Below are 20,325 nucleotides of genomic sequence, written 5' to 3'. Positions count from 1 at the left end.
CTCATCGCTTCTTGGGCACGGTCAGCCGGCCCCCGTTGATGCTGACCTCGTCACCGATCAACTCGATGGTCGCGCCACTGCCGTTGCCGACGGTCACGCCCTTCTCGTCGATCCGGATGTACGCGCCGCCCCTGGCCTCCAGCAGGATCCCGGTGCCGCCGGGCACGTCCGACATGACCAGCTTGTGGTTGCCGGGGGTCTGGATCACCACCGGCTGCGAGGCGGGCAGCTCCGCGCTCGCGCGGGGCGGCAGCTCGGCGGCGTCCCCGTACCAACACCCCGTCCAGACCGGGAAGCTGGGGTCTCCCTGCTCGAACTCCACCCACACCCCGGCGCCGATCTCCGGGACGGCGTACTGACCCGACTGGCGTCCGGTGAACGGCAGACAGGGCAGCGCCCAGGTGGACGCCTCGTCGCCGAGCACATCCGGCACCTGGGCCGTGATCCTGCCGATCCTGAGGGGATCCCTGTTGTCGATCACCCGGCCCCGGAACTTGCCGAGGAAGCGGTTGTTCGGTGCCGCCATACGAAGTAGCTCCTGGTCTGATCCCTGGCGTCCTCTACGGACGGACGGTGGTGCCCCTGGCGATGAGTCCCTCGCGGGAGAGCGTGAAGTTCTGCTGGTACGAGCCGGGCCTGAGGTTGTGGGTGACGGACTTGACGTAGTAGTCGCCGTCGTACGTCACCCCGGCGCCCCGCACCCCGACCAGCTCACGCGGGCGCAGGATGTAGCCGTGCCGGTTCACATCCAGCGATCCGGACCCGGAGATGGCGTCGGCGGAGGTCGCGGCGCGCGCCAGCGCCTCCGCCTCGGCCTGTCCCGGGTCCTTCTTGGCGGTCCCCGACAGAGTCTTGCGCTTGAGCGCGGGCGTGGCCCGGCGGCCGAGCGGCGGCCGGAGCGGGCCGATGTCGGGCGGGGCGAGCAGGGTGACATCGCGGGTGCGCGGATTCTGGACGCGCGCCTGCGGCTCCTCGCGGGCGGTCCCGTCGTACGCGAACGTGAGCTGGTCGACGGTGGAGTTGTTGTCCATGTTGACGTTGAGCGCGTGCTGCCGCTGCCCGATCCGCTGTTCGGGCCCCCAGAACGCGACGGACCGCCCGGGGCGTGGCCCGGGTTCGAGATAGAACGTGAACCCGTTCGCCCTGGCCAGCTCGTTCACATACTGGAGATCGGTCCCGGTCTGGTAGTCCACGCGCCACTGCTCGCGGGGCGGCTGCTGCACCTGCTCGCGGATGATGCGCGTGCCGATGCCGTAGTCGGCGTACTTGGCGAGGATCCGCTCGACGCGCTGGGACGGCGCGAGGTTGGGATACCGGTCGGTCCGTTCCTCCAGATCCATCAGCAGGGTGAGGTCCTCGCCGGTGACGGTGAGGGTGGTCTGCCCCGGCTGATTGCTGGCACCGACCTCCTGCCGCACGATCAGCCCGTCGAGCAGCACGGTGGAGACGCCCTTGACGGCGGCGGTGACGATCACCCGGGTCCGCGGATCGAAGAACCCCTCGGGCAGCAACCGGCGGTTGATCACCCCTGTCTTCGTCAGATCGAACGCGATCTGGAACCCGCTCCGTTCCCCGGCGGTGGTGGTGATCTGCGCGGACAGCAGCGCCTCGGTGACCTCGGCCGGTACGGGACGGGTGAGCTGGGGCCCCATGTACAGGCTGAGATGGACGGGCCCGTTCCCGACCGGCTCATCAGCCACGACCGCCCCCGGGGTATCCGCCGCCCGGCAACGGCACGTCGATGCGCCGGCCCGGCTCGGCGGTCAACTCCCGCGGATCGAGGACGGGGTTGGCGTCGGCGATCTGCCACCACTGCCCGGGATCCCCGAAGTACCGCTGCCCGAGGTGATCGGGCCGCTCCCCGCTGCTGACGACGTGCGGCGCGGTAGCGTTCTCCGCCGTGTCGAGCGCCGGCAACAACCGCCGCTTGGCATACCGCACTTCGGTCCCGTCGGCCTGGATGTGCACCCCGATCTCGACATCGTGGTACCGGCTGTCACGGGGATACGGATGGGCCCCTGGAATAGCGTCGAGGGCACTCTCGTACGGCTCGATCATCTCCGCCTACCTCCCGATCCCGGCGCCGAATCCCACACTGCCGAAGCCACCGGCCCCGCCACTGAGCCCAAGACTCCCGAGCTGCCCACCGACCGCGGCGGCGGCGAGCCGCTCCTTCTGCGCGAGATGCGCCAGATACAACTCGGCCCCGCGATGCCCGGCGGGCAGATCGCTGACGGTGAGCACTTTGAGCCCGATGCTGAGGCTCGCCCGAATGGGGTTGAGATTCACGTCGAAAGCCGACTCGTTGACCGACAACTCGGTCAACCGCACGGGCATCACCCGCTTGCTCCCCCAGGTGAAGAGGGTGAGCGGCGTCTCGATCGGACTGATCTCAATGGTCCCGTTCTGCGCGAGCCGCGTGGCGGCGCGGAGCTGCGCGGTGGTGGGCTGCACGAGCATTTCGAGCACGGCGAGCTGAGGATGAATCCCGTCGGGCGCCGCGACCTCGAACTGATCGGTGGCATCGATCTCGGCGGTGAACTTCCACGTCTCCTGGGCCGGGCCCTTGAGTCGCAGCGCCTCGTTCCGGTCCCCGCTTCCACTCCCTCCGCCGCCGGAGTCACCACTGCCGCCGGCGGCTTGGGGCGAGACGGAGCGTTCGAGGGTGTCGGGGTTGAACTGCAGCACGATGATGCGCTGGGGGGTGCCGCGCTCGGGGTCGACGATGACGATGCCGGAGCGGATGGGCTTGGGTATGTCGGCGTAGCGGGTCATGAGTTCCTGTCCATGTGTCTAGCGAAGGCGTTCGGCGAGCCGCTCCGCGAAAGGCTTGTAGTCGTATTGAGGAAAGACTTCCGGGAAAATTCGCAACATGTCCTGGATGTTCTCCGCGGCTCCTTGGAAAAGAATGTCGCGCATCGGAACGTCGGTGAATAGATATTGCCATCCGTGCGTTCCCTTGGTGATGAGCAGAGCATCCAGGTACTCGGCGTATCCCAGGTTCATGCGAAAGACGCCGCGGGTGGCGTGGTAGTACCACACCTCGGGTGAATTGGATCCCGGGCGTATGTGCAGCGCGGACAGAGTTCCGTCGCCGCCGCGCGGCTGCTCGTCGAAGGGGCGGAGTTCGGCGTAGAGAGCTCGCTCCTGGTCGGACGGCTCGTCGGTCGCCGGATCGACCCCGGTCGTAAGCATGGCGGCGGCAAGGTGGACGAGAGAGAACTCGCCCGTCAGATACGTACCGGGGCGTTCGATGGCCCAGTGGGTGGACAGTCCCTCGAATCGTAGGTAGCTGCGGCGCAGTGAGGGATCCAGTACCACACCTTCTTCCTCGGCGATCATCGCGAAGTCCTCGTCGGCATCTCCCGCCAGTTCTTCGAATCCCCCCCTGTCTTCGTGCAGGACGTCCACGTCGAGAGCCCCCTGCAATTCGTCGAGCATGGACAGATAGCGCCGCTCGTAATCGCTCAAGTCGGGCACAGATTTTCTCCGGATCAGTTGTATCGAAGTTCGCTCTTCCTGGCGTCGAGCTTCTGAAGGTCATTTTGGAAGCTCGTCAGTTGCCCGGCGGGCAGGTTCCGCTTGTACCTCGTCATTCTTAGTCTGAGATAGCGGAAGTCCCGGTACGGGGACTGAAGTACGACGGCCTTTGCGAAAACGGGGGTCACGTTGAATTTCTTGGAGATTCTCGCCGGGCTGCGTCCGTTGATGTTGAAGAGGCTGTAGCGGCCTGGCTTTTCGATGTCGTCACGTACATATGACAGGGATGCCGGCTTCCTGATCCATCGCTTGTCTTTCGGAGTGTATCCGCCCCACTTCATCCCGATGGACTTCGGGTAGCCGTAGTTCGGGTCCGTTTGGTTGTCCGAATGGAAGGAGACGGCGACGTTGTACCAGATCATGTCTTCGCTCTTGTCGACCGTGACGGCCCTCCAAGCGGGCCTCTCCAGACGGAAGGCGAATTTTGTGTTCACTTCGGATCCCGGTGCGGGTACCAGGTTCGATCCGCTGGCAGGTCCTTTGAGCAGCTCGGTCAGGAGGTGCATACGTACCCAAGTCCCGTCCGTGCTGGGCAGTGAGTCGTAACCTATGGGGTTTCCGGGGCGGTGCTTCGAGGAGATTTCTCCACGAGGGATGTTCTTGTTGATTCCAGTGGCCTCGAATCCACGAGCTCGTATGCCATCTTGGAATTTCGGGATGAAGGTCGGAAGCAGGTCGGGCTTGGGATCGTTGGACTCCCGGTACTCCAGCAACGTGGCGAGGCGCCGCATTTTGTCGTGCAGTCGGTCTCGTGCCGCCCACACACGCCGGTGTTCGGCCGTGGTCACGGTAGCGGGCAGGTTCCTCTGTTCCGATTCCACCTGGCGATGAGCTTCCTCCGCCTGGCCGCGAAGCACGTTCTGGACCTGTGCTCGCGGTGTGTTCGTGACAGGCCCGATGTCCTTGGCCCATTTGTCCAGGTAGCCACGGATCTCCTGAGGGTCCGATCGGACCATCAGGAGTGCTCCCTTTCCACGCCCTTGGTATAGCAGTGTGTGCGGCTCGCCGTCCTTGGCACGGAAACGCACTTGGGGCATGTTGTACGAACGGGGTTGATCCTGCTGGCTTTCCTTTTGCCGGTCATAATTCCGATTCCGGTCTCTGTTGCGGTCGTGCCGGCGCCGCCACTGATTCCGCAGCCTGCGCAGCCGGTCGTTCAGACGGCCGCCGACCTTGCGGCGCGCCTTGCCGTACAGCCTGCGGGCCGCCCGACGCGCCCTGCTGACCGCTGACTTGATGGTCTGGCGGGCGCGCCGGATCGGGCGGCGGCGGGGGCGGTCACCGGGGCGGCGGTCCTTGTCGGTGTCGCGGCGCCGGTCGTCCCTGCGGTCGTCGTCCCGGCGGCGGTCGTCGCGGCGTGTGTTCCTCGGGTCGCGGTCCCGGTCGCGGTCGTCCCTGCGGTCCGGGCCCGGGCGGCGGCGGTCGGGGCGGAGTGTGTCGCGGGCCGGGCCGCGGCGCGTGGGCCCGGACGTGGGGCCGTCCCGGTCCTCGTCCCGTGTCCTGCGCTCCGCGTCCCGCGCCCGTCGCCTCGCCGCGTTCACCTCGCGGCCGTCCTCGCGGCGTTCCTCGTCGTTACGGCGCTTCTTCGGCCGTGTCGTGTGCGAGAGGCGCGGCTTCTTCTCCGGGGAGGAGCGCTTGCCGGGGCTGGGCTTCGGCCGCGGGCGGGACGTCTGGTCCGAGGTCGGCTTGCGGGGCGCCGGGCGGTCGGTGGCCGGGCGGTCGCTCGTCGGGGTGCGGTCGTCCGCGGCCGTGGATGGCTCGTCGTTCCTGGGTTTGCCGGGCGGGTCCGGCTGGCCCGGAGTGTCGGACGGTCCCGGCTTCTTCTTGCGGAGGTTCTTCAGCATGTCACCGAGCCGGTCGGCCACCTTGCCCATGTACCGGCCGACACCTTCGATCAGGAACTGGTACACCAGCTCCAGCAGTGCGACGACCCCCGCCGCGACCGCCTTCGCGAAGGGCAGCGCCCCCTTGCCGCCCTTGACCGACTTCAGGAAGTCCATGAACAGCCCGAAAGCGGCGAGGATCTCACTGAGCGCCCCCCACGCCGTCTGCAGGGCGTCGATCACGGCCATCACCCAGCCGGCGCCCGGAATGAGCCGGGAGACGACCTTCTCGACGACCAGGACACCGATGATGAGCGGCAGTTGCGGGAGGGCCTCCTCCCAGGCCATCTGGCCCATCTCCTCCGCGGTGACGCCACCGTCGAGGAGTTCCTGGAAGTCCTCCATCGGGATGCCGATGATCTCCTGGACCTTCTGGTCGAACCAGGCCTTGACGGCGGCCTTGATCTCCTCGAAGAGGTGATCCTGTGCCCCGGCCTCCGCGGCGGCCCCCGCCTTGCTGATCCAGTCGCCCGGATCCGAGACGATGTCGTTGAAGATGGCCGCCCACTCGCCGAGCCCCTGCACCACCGCGGCGCCGAACTCCAGCGCGCCGACGGTCACGCTCTCCGCGACGTCGACGGCCGCCAGCAACCCCGTCTCCAGCAGATCGAGTCCCGCGAGCAGCGCCCCGCACAGGCCGTCGAGCAGCTTGCCGGCGACCTCCTTGAGGGCGTCGGCGAACTCGTTGACCTTGTCCACGGCCCAGTCGCGCGCGCCGTCGATCGTGTTGCGCCACTTGTCGCGCATCGCCGGGTAGTCGGCGAGGAGTTCGTCACCCAGGGCGATCAGGGCATCGGCGAAGGTGTTGATCTGGTCGATGACCCAGTTGCGGGCGTCGTCGATGAGCTGGAAGACCGCCTGCTTGAACCGGTCGATGAGGTCGGTGACGACCTGGCGTGCCTCCTCGAAGACCGTCTTGATGGCGTTCTTGAGCTCCTCGAAGAACTCCTTCAGCTTCTCGATGGCCTCTTCGAGCCAGTTGTCCGCGTCGCTCTTGCCTTCCTCCTGCTTCTCCTCGGCCTCCCGCTCCGCGTCGGTCTGTGTGTCCGTGATCCTCTGGTTGTCGTCCTCGGTGCGCTTGTCGACGTCCTCGTCGGTCTCCTTCTCCTTGTCCGTGATGTCCTTCCGGACCTTCTCGTACTTCTTGCCCTTCTTGTCGTCGATCTCCGCGACCTTGTCGTCCTGCTCCTGGCGCCAGTCGGCGCGGGAGGCGGAGATGTCGGACCTGCCCTTCTCACGGGTGTCGGACTGCTTCTTGCTGCTGGCGTCGACCTCCCGCTTGAGGTCCTGGTCGTACTTCTCCTTGTCCTGCTGCGACTTCTCGTCCTTCGCCCCCCGCTCCTTGGTCATCTTGCCCCGGCCCTCGGCGAAGCCGGCCTGGATCTGCGGGCCGCGGTCGTGCTCGGCCACGGCGGAGGCGGACTCGATCGGCACGCTCCCGGACACCGACCGCGGGCCGCTCGTCTTCGCGGTCTTCTTCCCGCCGGGCACCTTGCCGGTCAGGGTCTCCACGGGCACGTCGGGATAGATCTGGTCCTCGCCCATCGGCAGGCCCGCGTCCGTACGGCCCGACCGGTGCAGTTCGTTCTTCCGGTCGTCCAGTTTCCGGCTCTGCTCGTCCGTGCGCTCCGGATCCGAGTCGTTCTCCAACGGCAGCCCGGGCGCGTCGCCCACCTTGGCGTTCTGCAGCCCCTCGTCCTTGGTGGGGAGCCCCAGGATCGAGTCGATCAGGTCGTCCAGCGGCAGAATCTCCTTGAGCAGGCTGCCGAACAACTGGGCGCCGATCGTCACGGCGATGTCCCACCAACTGGGCTCCGGTACGTTCGAACCCGGCAGCTCGCCTTCCGGTTTCTGCTCGCCGGTGATCTCGGGCGTACTGCCCTGCGCCGCCTTGGTACGGGCCACCTTGGCGTTGGTGTACGTACCGGGTGCGGCCACGGTCGGGCCACCCGGCACCGTCCTCGGGGAGCCCGACGGGCGCCGCGTCTTCGGTGGTGCCTTGCGCAGCGTCGTCCGTTCCTTCTCGACCGACCGGCCGACCGCGCCGTCGACGCCCTTCAGCGTCTCCAGCGCCTGGTGCGGCTTGAGTCCCGCCGCGGTGGCCAGCCCCGACTCGGGCGTCGCGTTCGAGACGTCGGGCGCGGGAGCCTCCTTCTTGGCCTTCCCCGCGCCGGACCCACCGGTCCTACCCGCGCCACGACCGGCCCGCCCGGGAGCCGGAGCCGAGGCAGAGCGGCCGCCCCCGCCACCGCCGCCCCGGCGGACGGTCTTCGCCGCCTGCCGGGCGGCCTGTCGCTTGGCCCCCGTCTGCCTCGCCCGCGGAGCCGCCCCCGCGGACCCGGAACGCGGCGCCGCGGCGGCCTTGGGCGATGTGCCCTTCGCCTCCTGACCGGCCATGGGCGTGGGACCGTTGCCCGGCGACAGCGCCGGAGCGGAAACCGGTCCCGGCGCCGAGACCTTGTCCGGGCCGCTCTGCGGGGCGGGGGAGGTGGCGGGCCCGCCGCCCTCGGTGACGTCCTGGTCGGTGGGGGCGGGGCCGGGCGTGGGGGCGGGTGTTTCCTGCGCGCTGTTCCCGCCGCCTCCGGTCCGGCCCGTACCCGCCTCGGCGGTCCCGCCGGTTCCGGCACCGCTCTCCGTGCCGGTCGGCCCGCCAGAGCTCTGGGGCCCGGCGGGACGCTCCGATTCCCCGCCCGCCTCCGTCCGGCCGCCCCCGTCGGTCGCGGCAGCCCTGCCCTCCGCGGTGGAGCCGGAGGAGCCGGACGAGGCCGTATCGGCTCCCTGACTACGGGCGTCCTCACCGGCCTTGTCCAACTGCCGAGGAGCGGCCGTCTCACCGGGCCCGGCGGCGGCTCCGCCCCCGGCGCTGTCGGCGGTACGAGCCGCCTCGTCCCGCCGCTGCGCCTCGGCGTCCTCCCCTCGCTCCTCCACCTGCCTCTTCTCCCAGGCCGCTTCGGCGGAATCCGCCCCGGCAGCCGCGGCCGCCCCTGAACCCGGCACCCCCAGGCCGCCCGCACCGCCGCCTTCCGCGGCCCCGAGGCCCTGCTCGGCGGACGCGTCGCCCAGGAGGTCCTGGGCAGTCTCTCCTCCGGCGTCCTCCTCGGCCCCGGAACGCGAGAAAGAGTCCGCCGATGCGTCCGATGCGCTCTGGTCCTGCTCCGCGCTCGGCGCCGACGCGACAGCCGTGGAGGGAAGGCTGGGCCGGGCGGCGGTTCCCTTCTTCCGTTCCTCGACGAGTCCGGGGTTCTTCGCCGCATCGGTGTATCCGACGAGGTCGATGTCGGGGACGGGTTCGTTCCCCCTGCCCGCGTCCTCGTCCGCTTCCGAGTCGCGTTGTTCCCCGGCGCCGTCCTCCGCGGATTCCGAGTCCAGCCCCAACGGCTCGTCGTCAGCGCCCTCTTCGTTGTCCCGATCGCCCGCGGCGCGGGCCGTGCCGAGGTCACGGCCGGTCCTGGCCTTCTCACCCGGTTCGGCTCCGCTCCTGTCCACGGCCGGCGGGGCAGCTGTGGTGTCCCCGCTCTCGGCGCGGCCTCCGGCCGGGGCGCCGGCCTGCTGCGGCTGCTCCTCCGCGGCCTGCTGCGGCTGCTCCTCCGCGGCCTGCTGCTCCTGCTCCTGAGCGTCGTTGTCCGCCGGGCCTTCCGCCTCCTGCTCCTGCTGCTCCTCCTCCTTGGCGCCCGCTTCGCCCTTCGACGCGTCCTCCTGCGCGGCCGCGTCCTTTCCATCGCGGGCGGCGGCGTCCCGGTCCTCCTGCTGGGACTGCGACCGGTCCTGCTGCCGGCCCGCCGCCTCTTCCCGGTCCTGGTCGGCGACCCGCGCCGGGGAGGCCGCGGTATCGGCGCCGTCCCGGGCACCGGTCCCTCCGCCACCCTCACCCGGGCGGTCCCGTTCATCCTGCCCGGCGGATTCCCGCGGGTCCTCCGCCGGCTCCCGTCCGTCGTCCCGCGCCTCACCCGGCTCGGGCTCCCGCTCCCGTTCCCGCGTGATCTCCTCCGCCTCGCCCGGAAGAGGCGCCGGGGCCCCGGCAGCCCGCATCGGCAGCGGGCCCTGCTGCTCCGTCTCGTCGACCAGGACCAGCAGCCGGTCGAGGACAGGGGTGGGCAGCCGTACTTCCAGCCGGTCGAGCACGCTCTCCTGCACCGTCGGTGCCATACGCGCCAGTTGGAGCCGTGCCCGGCCCGACCGGTCCTCGGGGTCACCGCGCAGGGAGCGTACGACGCCGTTCGTCAGGCGGTCGATCAGCGTGGCGGGGTCCAGTTCCTCCATGCGGCGCCGGTCGGCGTCCACCGTGGCATACCGCAGCCAGCCCGGGGTGGCCCCTCCCTCCTCGACCCGTGGGGCGGACTGCTCGGCCCCGGCCGGCTCCGGGCGTACGAGGGCCTGGGCCGACGACTCCGCCTCGCGCTCCATCCCCTCCTGCGGCAGGCTCACCGCGCCCAGGTCACGGCCCGCGCGCAGGGTGCCCAGGCCGTCCGGGTTCTGGATCGTGTGCAGCAACTCGTGTGCCAGCAGCCGCTGTCCGTCCGCCGTGCCCGGGCGGTAGGCGCCCTCGCCGAAGAAGATGTCCTGGCCCACCGCGACCGCGTCCGCGCCCAGCAGGTCCGTCAGGTGGCTCGCGTCGCGGTCGGTGTGGAGGCGTACGCGGCCGAGGTCGTGGCCGAGCTGTTCCTCCAGCTCGCGGCGGACGCTCACGTCCAGCGGCTGGCCCGCGCCGCTGACGATGTCCTTGGGCTCGGGTGCCCGGGACGCCGCGGCGCGCTCCTTGCGCTGACGGCGCCTGGCCTCCTGCGCGGCACGGGCCTCCCGCGCCGCCGCCGACGCGCTCTGCGTGCTCATCGCCCGCTCCCTCGTGTCGGCTCACCGCGTCCCGAAAGGCCCGCGTGTACCGCGCGCGCCAATGCCTCGCCCAGGCGGCGCGGCGAGGTGGTCGCGGGGAGGGGCGGCAGACCGGTCACGGCGTCCAGGGCACGGCCGCCCTCCGTGGCCAGGGGGACACCCCGGTCGCGTACGAGCCGGGCCAACTCGGCCTCGAAGGCCGCCGATACGCGGTCGGGATCCAGCCGGTCGAAGCCGTCCAGGACCAGCTCGCCTATCTCCACCCGTACCGAGGGCATGGGCGTTGGCGCCTCGCGTCGCGGCTCGTCGTGCCGTACTCCGTTCAGATCCATCCCTGGACCTCCGAAGGTGTCAACGAGCGGTCCAGCTTGAGGTATTCGGTGCGCGCCGCCTCCAGCATGTGGCGCATCCGGAGCCGGTCGCCCTCCTCCGCCGCGAGGAAGGCACCCGACAGCGCGATGTTGCGGATGGAGCCGCCCGCCACGGTCAGCCGGGCCAGCCGCTCCGGATCGATCCCCTTCATCGGGGCCCGCGCGGGCAGCACCCGCCGCCAGATCTCGGCGCGTTCGGCCTCGCCGGGGAACGGGAAGTCGACGACGAACCGGATCCGGCGCATGAACGCCGTGTCCAGGGCCTGCTTCATGTTGGTCGTCAGGATCGCCAGGCCCCGGTACGCCTCCATCCGCATCAGCAGATAGCTGACCTCCAGGTTGGCGTACCGGTCATGGCTGTCCTTCACCTCGCTGCGCTTGCCGAAGAGCGCGTCCGCCTCGTCGAACAGCAGGAGCGCGCCGCCGCGTTCGGCCGCGTCGAAGACCTTGCGCAGGTTCTTCTCGGTCTCCCCGATGTACTTGCTGACCACCTGGGACAGATCGATGATGAAGAGATCCAGCCCCAGCTCCTTCGCCATCACCTCGGCGGCCAGGGTCTTTCCGGTACCGGAGCCGCCCGCGAAGAGCGCGGTGACACCGAGGCCACGGCGCAGGGTCGACGCGAAGCCCCACTCCTGGTAGACGGTGGCCCGCTGCCGTACGTGCGCCACGGTCTCCCGCAGGATCCTCAACTGCCGCTCCGCCAGCACGAGATCGTCCCAGGACGCCTGCGGCTCGATGCGCCGGCCCAGCTCGTCCATGCCCATCCGGGCCTCTTCCAGACCTGCCTTCCACGCCAGTGCGGTGGCGTCCGTGCCGTTCGCGTGCGGAAGGTCCCGTACGACAACGGCCCCGGCGGCCCTGATGAGATGCGGCGGCAGCGAGAACTGCTCCACGAGGCCCCGCAGATCGTCCTCGGAGACATCCGGTACGCCGTCGAAGGCGGCCGTCCACACACCGAGCTGTTCCTCGGAATCGAGCGTCGGTACGGTGACCCGCTCACCGCGCTGCCGCTCGCTCGGCCGGGGATCGGCGCTGGAGACGCAGAGCGGAACGGCCGCGCTCTCGATGAACGCGTCAACGGCGCCCGCCTGTTCGCGGTCCAGGCCGTCCCCGATCTCGACCAGCAGCGCGGCCGGCAGCAGCACCGCCTCGCGCTGCCAGAGCCGGGCCAGCCGGTCGCGTTCGTCCGGGGCGGTGGGCAGATCCGCCGCCGTCAGCGTGTAGAGCCCGAGCCCCGAACGGCGCGCCGCAACCGCGGCGATGTCGGCGCGCGACCGCTGATCGCCGCCGACCAGCTCGACCCGGAGCGGGGCCCGCTGTCCCGCGTCCCCCGCCCACCCCGCGGCGACCCGGCCGGCCGCCGCGTCGTACGAGACCGGGAGCGCGTCCGGTGCCGGCGCCCGGCGCAGCAGCCCGTGCAGCCGCGCGTCCAGATAGGGCGAGCCGGCCAGGAAGTGCAGGACGCGTTCGTCGAGGCGGAGCCGGGACACGCTCAGCCGGGTCTCGTCGGCCAGCTCGATCAGCCGCCAGCGGCGCAGGGGAGCGACGGGCGTCAGCGCGCTCCAGTGCGGCTCGGGGAGCGCGGCCAGGGCGAGGGAGAACGTCGGGTACGCCCGCTCCGGGTCACCGCTCGCCGCCGCGCAGCGGGTACCGGTGGTGGGGTCCAGCTCCGCCGCCGCGGCGAGGAGCACGACCTCGCGTTCGAAGGTGCTGAGCCCGAAGCAGGAGGCCAGGGCCTCCAGGGTGGCGGGGTGCGCGGGGCCGGGGCCGGTCGACCGGGTGGGGGCGGGGGAGTGTGGTGGGGCGTTCTCGGGGTGTGCGCGCCGCGCGTGGGCGTCGACGCGCGCGAGGACGGAACGTACCGCCTCGGACAGCGCGCGGCCGTCCGCCGCCGAGTCGTCCGCCGCCGTACCGGTGCGACCCGCCCGCGTGCCCGTGTCCATGTCCTCACCCGCCCCCGTCTCGCTCACGTTCCTCAGCTCTCCTTGCCGTCGTCGCCCGCGTCGGTGTCCGTCCGGGGCTCGGCGGGGCGCGATCTCGCCCGGCCGCGTCCGCCCGAGGCGGTGGTCTTGCGGGTACGGGACGAGGGCGCCGCCCGCTTCGACGAGGACGAGGCGGATCTGCTCTGAGCCCGCTTCTTCGCGGGCTCGGGCTCGGGCGTGGACGGGGGAGTGGGAGTGGGCGTCGAAGTGGGGGTGGGGGTGCCTGCCTTGTCCTGGGGGGATTCGGCGGTAGGTGCCGAGGCCTGGTCACCACGCGGCCTGAACGGCACGGCCCGGACCGTCCGCCGTTCCACCGGCTTCGCGGGCACCGGCTTCTCGCGGCCCTCGATCAGGACCAGCGACGCCTGATAGGCCACCGACAGGGTGTACGGGGTCTGGTGGAGCATCCCCCAGAGCTTGGACGTCTCGTCGATGTCCATCACCGTCGGGGTGAAGCGCACCCGCTGCGGGGACGCGGCCAGGTCGCTCCCCGCGAGATACGGGCGTTCGGCGGCCAGCTCGATCAAGTCCTGTGGCAGTACGGGGATTTCGTGCAGCGTGCGGATCACGCAGCCGATCAGCCGCTGCCCGACCAGCGTGGTCTCGTCCCCGTACGCGCTGATCAGGAAATGCAGATCCAGCGCCGCCGCCGGGCGGTTGACCAGTGTGCCGTCCGAGGCACGGGTCGGCAGGTCGGTGTGGCGCATCGAGGGGTTCGGTGCGACCTGGTAGAGGAAGACATTGATCGTCGGCTCCGTCGGGGGTTCCGCGGGCGGCTTGCGCGTCTCCACCGTGACCGCGATGTCCATCTCGGGAGCCAGGTTGTTCCCGATCAGCAGGGCCAGGGCCTGGGTGACCGTCGCGACGGCAAGTGCGTTGCTCATGAACTCAGTTCCTCCTCTCGCCGCGGGCCAGATAGTCGTCCAGGGTCAGCGCGGGCGCGCGCCGTCCGGTGGTGCCCGGGCGGTCGGCCGCCGGGCGCGGCCCGCCGGGCGGTGGCGCCGCGCTCACCTCCAGCCGGCCTATCTGTACGTGGACCACGCGCTCGGCGGGCCGGGGCGCCCGGCGTCCCACCCCGCCCTGCGCGGCGCCGCGCGCGGTGGTCGTGTCGCTGTCGCGCGGGCGGGCCCGGCCCGGTGCGGCGGCCCACGGAGCACCGGGCGCGCCGGTTGCGGGCGCGGCCCGGGCCTCCCGCGGCGCGGGGAAGGCGTCGGCCTCCGCCGGGTGGCGGGACGGGTGTGATCCGGCGTCGGCTCCTTTTCGGGGTCCGGCAGCGGGTTGCGGAGCCGGCCGTACCGTGGGCCGCTCCCCCGCGTCGGGGAAGGGTCCGGCGGCCGGGTCCGGCCACCCCGCCGCCTCGTCGGCGCGCGCGGCCCCGGTCCGTACGACCGTGTGCCGGTCCGTGCGTACCTCGCGCTCGTGCCGCACCAACTCGACGGTCCCGAAGGCCGGCTGGGGAGCCGCCGGGATCAGGGAAGCGGGCGCGTCGGGTTCCGGTGGTGCCGTTCGCAGCGCCTCGACGCGTTCGAACGGGCCGGGCAGCCGGGGCCGCACCCGGGTCACCCCGGCAGAGCCGGCCGAGCCGCCCGATTCGGGGGTGTCCCCGCTCCCGGCGCCGTCGGCCGCGGCCACCGGTGTGTGCCGGGCCAGCAGCCGGTCGAAGTAGTCAGACATCCGCGCACAGCTCCAGGTAGTAACGGCGCCGCAGCGGGCTGAGCGCCAGGATCTCCGGCTCGCTCCACCCGTAGGCGGTGGCGAGCAGATGAACGTCGAGGAGCAAGTCCCTTGCCCAGGTGTCGAGTTCCGCCCACAGATAGGAAGAGATGTCCAGCTCGGCGGCGGTGGCCCCACCGCACTCGGGACAGCTCACGTTCAGGGTCACCTCGGCGGCCGGGTCGGCCTCCGCCGCGGCCTCGGCCAGCCGCCGCTGGACACCGGCCGGCAGCAGCTCGGTCAGCCGCTCCGGCGGCACGGCCTGTCCGTCCCGTACGGCCGAGACCGTGCAGCGCGCCACCAGCAGCCGGCGGGCCTCCGCCGCATCGGCCGCGGCGCCGGCCGCCGCGAGGTCGGCGACGGTGGGCAGCCGGAACTCGACCACCCACTCGCCCTCCGTCACCCGCAGTGGACCGTCCCGGCCCGGCCCCCGGGCGCCGAACGCCGCCGCGTCGAGGTCGAACTCCATGGCCGCCCCGCAGGCGCCGCACTCGGCGCGTACCTGCATGCGCTCACCGAACAGGGCCCGGCGCAGCGCGAACAGATCCGCCTCCCGCTCGCCGACGGGCAGCGACAGCAGGGTGTCGGTGGCGGCACCCGGGCGGGCCGCCCGGTGCAGCAGCAGCGACCTTCCCGAGCCGTGCTGGGCCAGTCCGGCCTCCCAGGTGGCGAGCAGCTCGGCGGGGCCCGTCGGCGTCATCCCTCAGTCCTCCGTGTCAGGATCCGGGTCGGGAGAATGACGCGTCTAGGCCGGATGGGTGAAGGACGGCTCCACCGGCTCCTCCACCTCGTAGTCCCGTTCCCAGCCCTCGCATTCGAGCTTCACGCTCTGGATCGCGACGGCGTTCGCGTTCGCGTCCAATTCGCCGAGCACCTGGTATTCGCTCACCCAGGCCCGGTAGAGCTTGTGCGAGACCGCCACCTGACCGGCCTCGTTGAGGACCTGGATGATGATGTCCTTGCGGAAGTCGCGGAGCGACACCTCGGCGCCGAGTCCGGCTCCGACCTGCCAGACCTTGTTGGCCCAGCGGTCGAACTCCGGGTCGTGGGTGACACCGCGTTCCAGCGTGACCCCCTCGAATTCGGAGCGGCCCGGCGATTTGCGCGGAGAACTGGGGTCGCCGCCGTGGCGGTGTTTGACCACCTCGGTGGTGCGCTTCAGTGGACTGACCTTGCTGACGCCCGCGACCGTTCGACCGTCCCAGAGAACCAGGAACTTGAAATTCTTGTAGGGGTCAAAACGATGGGCGTTGATCTGGAACTCAGCCATCGGTTTCCTTTGCGTTTCCTTGTTCCTCGGCCTGGTCAGGAAAGGTCGAACTGCCCCGCGACCTGCTGGATCTTGACGATCACGAACTCCGCGGGCTTGACCGGCGCGATGCCGATCACGACGTTGACCACCCCGTTGTCGATGTCGGCCTCGGTGGTGGTGTCCTTGTCACACTTGACGAAGTACGCCTCGCGCGGTGTGCCGCCCTTGAACGCGCCCTGCCGGAAGAGGTCGTTGAGGTACGCCGACGCCTTCAGCCGGATCTGCTGCCACAACTGCTCGGTGTTGGGCTCGAAGACGACCCACTGGAGACCGCGGTACAGGGACTCCTCGACATGCAGCGCGAGCCGCCGCACCGGCACGTACTTCCACTCGCTGTCGAGCGCGTCGGCGCCCGCCAGCGTCCTGGCGCCCCACACCAGCGGGCCCACCACGGGGAACGTGCGCAGGCAGTTCACACCGAGCGGGTTGAGCAGGCCGTTCTCCCGGTCGCTCAGCTTGACCGTGAGCGACCGCACCCCGGCCAGCCGCGCCTCGGTGCCGGCCGGCGCCTTCCACACCCCGCGCTCGCTGTCGATCCGGGCGATGACCCCGGCGACCGCGCCCGACGGCGGGAAGGCGCGCAGCCGTCCGGTGAGCGGGTCCGTGAGCTGTACGTGCGGGAAGTACAGCGCCGCGTGATCGCCGCGTACGGCGTCGAAGGCGCCGATGCCGGCCCGTGCCGCGTCCACACTGCCCCAGGCGGAGGGCGAGTCCACGAGCAGGAAGATCCGGCGCTCCTGGCAGAGCTGCCCGGCGGCGGAGACCACGGTGACCATGTCGTCGGTGGACTCGTACGCCGAAAGCTCGGGCAGGACCAGCAGGTTGACGTCGTCGACATCGCGCAGCGCCTGGATGCCGGTCTTGCCCGCCTCGCTGCCGATGAGGTCGCGCGGGCCGGGCGGGTCGCCGTCCTCGCCGCCCTCCAGGGCGAACGCCGGCGGGTTGACGGACCCCTCCAGGCCGAGGTCGTTGGCGCACTCGCCGATGAAGCGCACCACGTCGGCGGGGTCGATGGAGCCGGCGACGACCTGGATCCGCCGGCCGAACGGGATGACCTGGACACCGGCGTACGTATGCTTGCCCGGCGCGTCGGGCAGCGCGCGCAGCTTGCGCTCCAGCAGCAGTGCCAACTCCGCGACGTTGGACGGGGCTTCACCGTCGTGGCGCGGGTCGTGGAGCGTGAACTCGCGCTCCACGTCGCCGATCTTGACCTTCAGTTCGACCTTGAGGTCGGGGAGTTTGGCCGCGAAGGGCTTGGAGACGGTGCCGGAGGGGTCCGGCCGGTCCCGGTCGACGGCCTTGACCCGGACGAGGGCCGAGCCGCTGTTGACGACCGTTTCCACGAACCGCCCGTGACCGGGATCCATCGACAGCCCGGTGAAGGACTCGCGGGCCCCGCCGCGCGCGTCGAGGACCTGGAGGTTGAACGTACGGTCCGGGGTGGGCGTGTCGTGGTCGACCGCCACCCGCAGCCGCGAGCCCCAGCCACCGGGCTCCTTGGCGTGCACCTCCAGCACGGGGCATTCGCTCTTCCCCTCGGTGGAGTTGAGCGTGACGCACGCTTCCTTGCCGGTGCCGGCCTTGGCCACCCGCACGATCACCGCGACGGTCCCGCCGTTGCCGAAGAACTGGTGCACGGCGTGGCCGACGGCGCTGCGGGAGGTGAGCCCCCCGAAGCGGCGCTCGAAGTCGGCGAAGCTGGTGACCCGCACCGGCTGGTGGAGCGGACCCCGGCGGGTGTGACCCACGAACGCGGTCACCGACGTGGTGACCGACGCGATGGTACGGACGCTGCTGGGGAGTTCTTCGATGTATACGCCGGGATAGCCCATGTGCGACGGCATTCCCCCTCCATTCCCTTCGCGCATCAAGAGATGAGATGAGGAGGAAAAGTGAAGGTACGGCGCGCGTGCATCCCAGTAAAATGCACATGCGTACGCACTTCCCACGTTCCCCCGTCACACCCCCGTGCGATAGCGGTACCTGTTTCGCATGGTCATCCGCGCGGTCATCCGCGTGATCATGCGCTGCGCTCTTGGCCGTGACGCTTTAGCCGCGACTCTCGGCTGTGACTCTTGATGTATGCGTGCCGCTTGCGAGTCTCGTTTCTTTCTCAAGGAATGGTCAAGAGGTCGATTCGGTCAGCGGGCGTTTTTTTTCGCGGGAGACCGGCCGGTGGATGAATGGCGTGGTCAGCGGCGTACGGCCGGAAGAATATGAAGGCTAATTCACGATCGCTTCACAGAAGGGTTTCGAGTCAGGGTGGGAAACAAGCCGAAGAGATTTTCCTCCGGCGCGCCCCTTTGCCTGGCGGTGGTTTCCGTGCGGTCCGTGCACGGGGTCGCGTTCGGGCGGTGCCCGGGCGGGTGCGCGGGCCGCGTTCGGGCAGTGCCCGGAAGGTGCCCGGGGCAGTGCCCGGAAGGTGCCCGGAGAGTGTGCGGGGCGGTGCCGGGAGGGTGTGCCGGGCGGGTGCCCCGCGCCGGACCCTGATGTCGTTTTCCTGCCAGCCGGGCCGCTCCGGATGCTCGATGCTGGACCCATGCACACCGCCACACACCTCGCGATGCACGCCGACACGGAGCGCTGTGTCCGGGCCGTCAGGTCCAAGGACGCGCGGTTCGACGGCTGGTTCTTCACCGCGGTCCTGACCACCCGGATCTACTGCCGACCGAGCTGCCCCGTGGTGCCGCCGAAGGCCGAGAACATGACCTTCTACCCGAGCGCGGCCGCCTGCCAGCAGGCCGGATTCCGGGCCTGCAAGCGGTGCAGGCCCGACACCAGCCCCGGCTCGCCGGAGTGGAACGCCCGCGCCGACACCGTCGCCCGCGCCATGCGGCTGATCCAGGACGGGGTCGTGGACCGCGACGGCGTGCCCGGTCTCGCCGCCCGCCTCGGCTACTCCGCCCGCCAGATCGAGCGCCAGCTCCTCGCCGAGCTGGGCGCGGGCCCGCTCGCCCTCGCCCGCGCCCAGCGGGCGCAGACCGCGCGGCTGCTCATCGAGACGACCGGCCTGCCGATGGCCGAGGTCGCGTTCGCCGCCGGGTTCGCCTCGATCCGGGCGTTCAACGACACCGTACGAGAGGTGTTCGCGCTCTCGCCGAGCGAGCTGCGCGACCGTGCCGCCCGTGCCACCCGCGCCGCGCGAATCCCGGACACCTCACCGGACCCAGGCGCCCGGCAGGAGCGGGCCGGGAACCCCGAGCGGGCCCGAACCCCCGGGGTGATCTGTCTGCGCCTGCCCTTCCGTGCGCCCCTCAACCCGGACAACCTCTTCGGCCACCTCGCCGCCACCGCCGTCCCGGGCGTCGAGGAGTGGCGGGACGGCGCCTACCGCCGCACACTCTCCCTCCCGTACGGGCACGGCATCGTCGCCCTCACCCCGCGCCCCGACCACATCGCCTGCCGGCTCTCCCTCACCGACCCGCGCGATCTCACGGTCGCCATCAGCGGCTGCCGCCGGATGCTCGACCTCGACGCCGACCCCGTCGCCGTCGACGGGCAACTGCGCGCCGACCCGCTGCTCACCCCGCTGGTCGACAAGGCGCCCGGGCGGCGGGTGCCCCGTACCGTGGACGCCGCCGAGTTCGCTGTACGCGCCGTACTCGGCCAGCAGGTCTCCACTGCCGCCGCCCGGACCCACGCGGCCCGGCTGGTCAGGGCGCACGGCGAGCCGGTCGAGGACCCGGAGGGCGGCCTCACGCACCTCTTCCCGTCGCCCGAGGCCCTCGCCGCGCTCGACCCGGAGGCGCTGGCCTTCCCGCGCACCCGCCGCACCACGCTCACCACACTGGTCGCGGCGCTCGCCGACGGGACGCTGCGGCTCGGCGCCGACAGCGACTGGGAGGAGGCGCGGGCCCGGCTCACCGCGCTGCCCGGCTTCGGCCCGTGGACGGTGGAGGTGATCCTCATGCGCGCGCTCGGCGACCCCGACGCGTTCCTCCCCACGGACCTCGGGATCCGCCGGGCCGCGGCGGGCCTCGGACTGCCGTCGACGCCCGCCGCGCTGACGGCGCGGGCCGCCGCCTGGCGGCCCTGGCGCGCGTACGCCGTGCAGTATCTGTGGGCCACCGAGGACCACGCCATCAACCATCTGCCCGGATGAGGGAGTTGAGTACACCATGACCCCGGAGAACACCCGCTCGGCCGCCACCGCGGCCGGACCCGCTCAGGCCGTTCGTGTCGTGCACACCGTGATCGACAGCCCCTACGGACCGCTGACCCTCGTCGCCACCGACGGCGTCCTGAGCGGCCTCTACATGCACGAGCAGCGCCACCGCCCGCCCGAGGAGTCCTTCGGCGCCCCGGACCCCGGCCCGTTCACGGAGACCGTGCGCCAGCTCACCGCCTACTTCGACGGCGAACTGACGGCGTTCGACCTGCCGTTCACCCTGCACGGCACCCCGTTCCAACGCCAGGTGTGGGAGCAGCTGCTGCGGATCCCGTACGGCGAGACCCGTTCGTACGGCGAACTCGCCGAACTCCTCGGCAAGCCGGGCGCCTCGCGGGCGGTCGGGCTGGCCAACGGCAAGAACCCGATCGGCATCATCGTCCCCTGCCACCGCGTCATCGGATCCACCGGGAGCCTCACCGGGTACGGCGGCGGACTGAGCCGCAAGCAGCGCCTCCTCGCCTTCGAGGGCGCCCCGGCGGCCGGCGGGGGCGCGGTGACCGACGCGCTGTGGTGAGGCGTG

The 20,325-nt window shown here is 71.1% G+C and carries 15 protein-coding genes; 2 read left to right on the top strand and 13 right to left on the bottom strand.

Going from position 1 to position 20,325, the window contains the following annotated elements:
- Position 1: 1 nt before the first annotated feature.
- From AB0P17_RS09190 to AB0P17_RS09130, 13 genes are read right to left on the bottom strand one after another with little or no spacing between them, the layout of a single operon-like run.
- Complete coding sequence (locus tag AB0P17_RS09190) at positions 2-526, bottom strand: phage baseplate assembly protein V (RefSeq protein ID WP_365809027.1); 525 nt, start codon at positions 524-526, stop codon at positions 2-4.
- 34 nt (positions 527-560) lie between these two features.
- A complete protein-coding gene (locus tag AB0P17_RS09185; RefSeq protein WP_365809026.1) occupies positions 561-1,700 on the bottom strand; it encodes a hypothetical protein in 1,140 nt (379 codons plus the stop codon).
- The gene (locus AB0P17_RS09180; protein ID WP_365809024.1) at positions 1,693-2,058 is read right to left on the bottom strand and encodes a hypothetical protein; all 366 of its coding nucleotides are present in this window, start codon (positions 2,056-2,058) and stop codon (positions 1,693-1,695) included. Before AB0P17_RS09180 ends, AB0P17_RS09185 begins: the two co-directional genes overlap by 8 nt.
- A gap of 6 nt (positions 2,059-2,064) precedes the next feature.
- On the bottom strand, positions 2,065-2,775 hold the full coding sequence (locus AB0P17_RS09175; RefSeq protein ID WP_365809022.1) for a hypothetical protein: 711 nt from the start codon (positions 2,773-2,775) through the stop codon (positions 2,065-2,067).
- Between the two features lie 18 nt (positions 2,776-2,793).
- On the bottom strand, positions 2,794-3,480 hold the full coding sequence (locus AB0P17_RS09170; RefSeq protein ID WP_365809020.1) for a hypothetical protein: 687 nt from the start codon (positions 3,478-3,480) through the stop codon (positions 2,794-2,796).
- A 14-nt stretch (positions 3,481-3,494) separates the two neighbouring features.
- A complete protein-coding gene (locus AB0P17_RS09165; protein ID WP_365809018.1) occupies positions 3,495-10,253 on the bottom strand; it encodes a DUF4157 domain-containing protein in 6,759 nt (2,252 codons plus the stop codon).
- Positions 10,250-10,585, bottom strand: coding sequence for a hypothetical protein (locus AB0P17_RS09160; protein WP_365809016.1), 336 nt, complete (start codon positions 10,583-10,585; stop codon positions 10,250-10,252). Before AB0P17_RS09160 ends, AB0P17_RS09165 begins: the two co-directional genes overlap by 4 nt.
- On the bottom strand, positions 10,576-12,570 hold the full coding sequence (locus tag AB0P17_RS09155; protein WP_365809143.1) for an AAA family ATPase: 1,995 nt from the start codon (positions 12,568-12,570) through the stop codon (positions 10,576-10,578). Before AB0P17_RS09155 ends, AB0P17_RS09160 begins: the two co-directional genes overlap by 10 nt.
- 32 nt (positions 12,571-12,602) lie before the next feature.
- On the bottom strand, positions 12,603-13,493 hold the full coding sequence (locus AB0P17_RS09150) for a DUF4255 domain-containing protein (protein WP_365809015.1): 891 nt from the start codon (positions 13,491-13,493) through the stop codon (positions 12,603-12,605).
- A gap of 4 nt (positions 13,494-13,497) precedes the next feature.
- Entirely contained in the window at positions 13,498-14,283 is a 786-nt protein-coding gene (locus AB0P17_RS09145) for a hypothetical protein (RefSeq protein WP_365809013.1), read from the bottom strand.
- A complete protein-coding gene (locus AB0P17_RS09140) occupies positions 14,276-15,022 on the bottom strand; it encodes a hypothetical protein (protein WP_365809011.1) in 747 nt (248 codons plus the stop codon). The genes AB0P17_RS09145 and AB0P17_RS09140 overlap by 8 nt, the downstream gene beginning before the upstream one ends.
- A 45-nt stretch (positions 15,023-15,067) precedes the next feature.
- Positions 15,068-15,592 carry a phage tail protein gene (locus AB0P17_RS09135; RefSeq protein WP_365809009.1) on the bottom strand — a complete coding sequence of 175 codons (525 nt, stop codon included), beginning with the start codon at positions 15,590-15,592 and terminating at the stop codon, positions 15,068-15,070.
- Between the two features lie 35 nt (positions 15,593-15,627).
- A complete protein-coding gene (locus AB0P17_RS09130; RefSeq protein ID WP_365809008.1) occupies positions 15,628-17,478 on the bottom strand; it encodes a phage tail sheath C-terminal domain-containing protein in 1,851 nt (616 codons plus the stop codon).
- A gap of 719 nt (positions 17,479-18,197) precedes the next feature.
- Between AB0P17_RS09130 and AB0P17_RS09125 the strand changes: the two genes are divergently transcribed.
- Positions 18,198-19,736: an AlkA N-terminal domain-containing protein gene (locus AB0P17_RS09125; protein ID WP_365809141.1), complete on the top strand. Its 1,539-nt coding sequence runs from the start codon at positions 18,198-18,200 to the stop codon at positions 19,734-19,736.
- 16 nt (positions 19,737-19,752) lie between these two features.
- Positions 19,753-20,319, top strand: a complete 567-nt coding sequence (locus AB0P17_RS09120) for a methylated-DNA--[protein]-cysteine S-methyltransferase (protein WP_365809006.1) — start codon at positions 19,753-19,755, stop codon at positions 20,317-20,319.
- Positions 20,320-20,325 lie beyond the last annotated feature (6 nt).

Origin of the sequence: Streptomyces sp. NPDC088124, assembly GCF_040685895.1 — a bacterium.
Lineage (GTDB): Bacteria > Actinomycetota > Actinomycetes > Streptomycetales > Streptomycetaceae > Streptomyces.
This window is presented reverse-complemented; position numbering and strand designations above follow the sequence as displayed.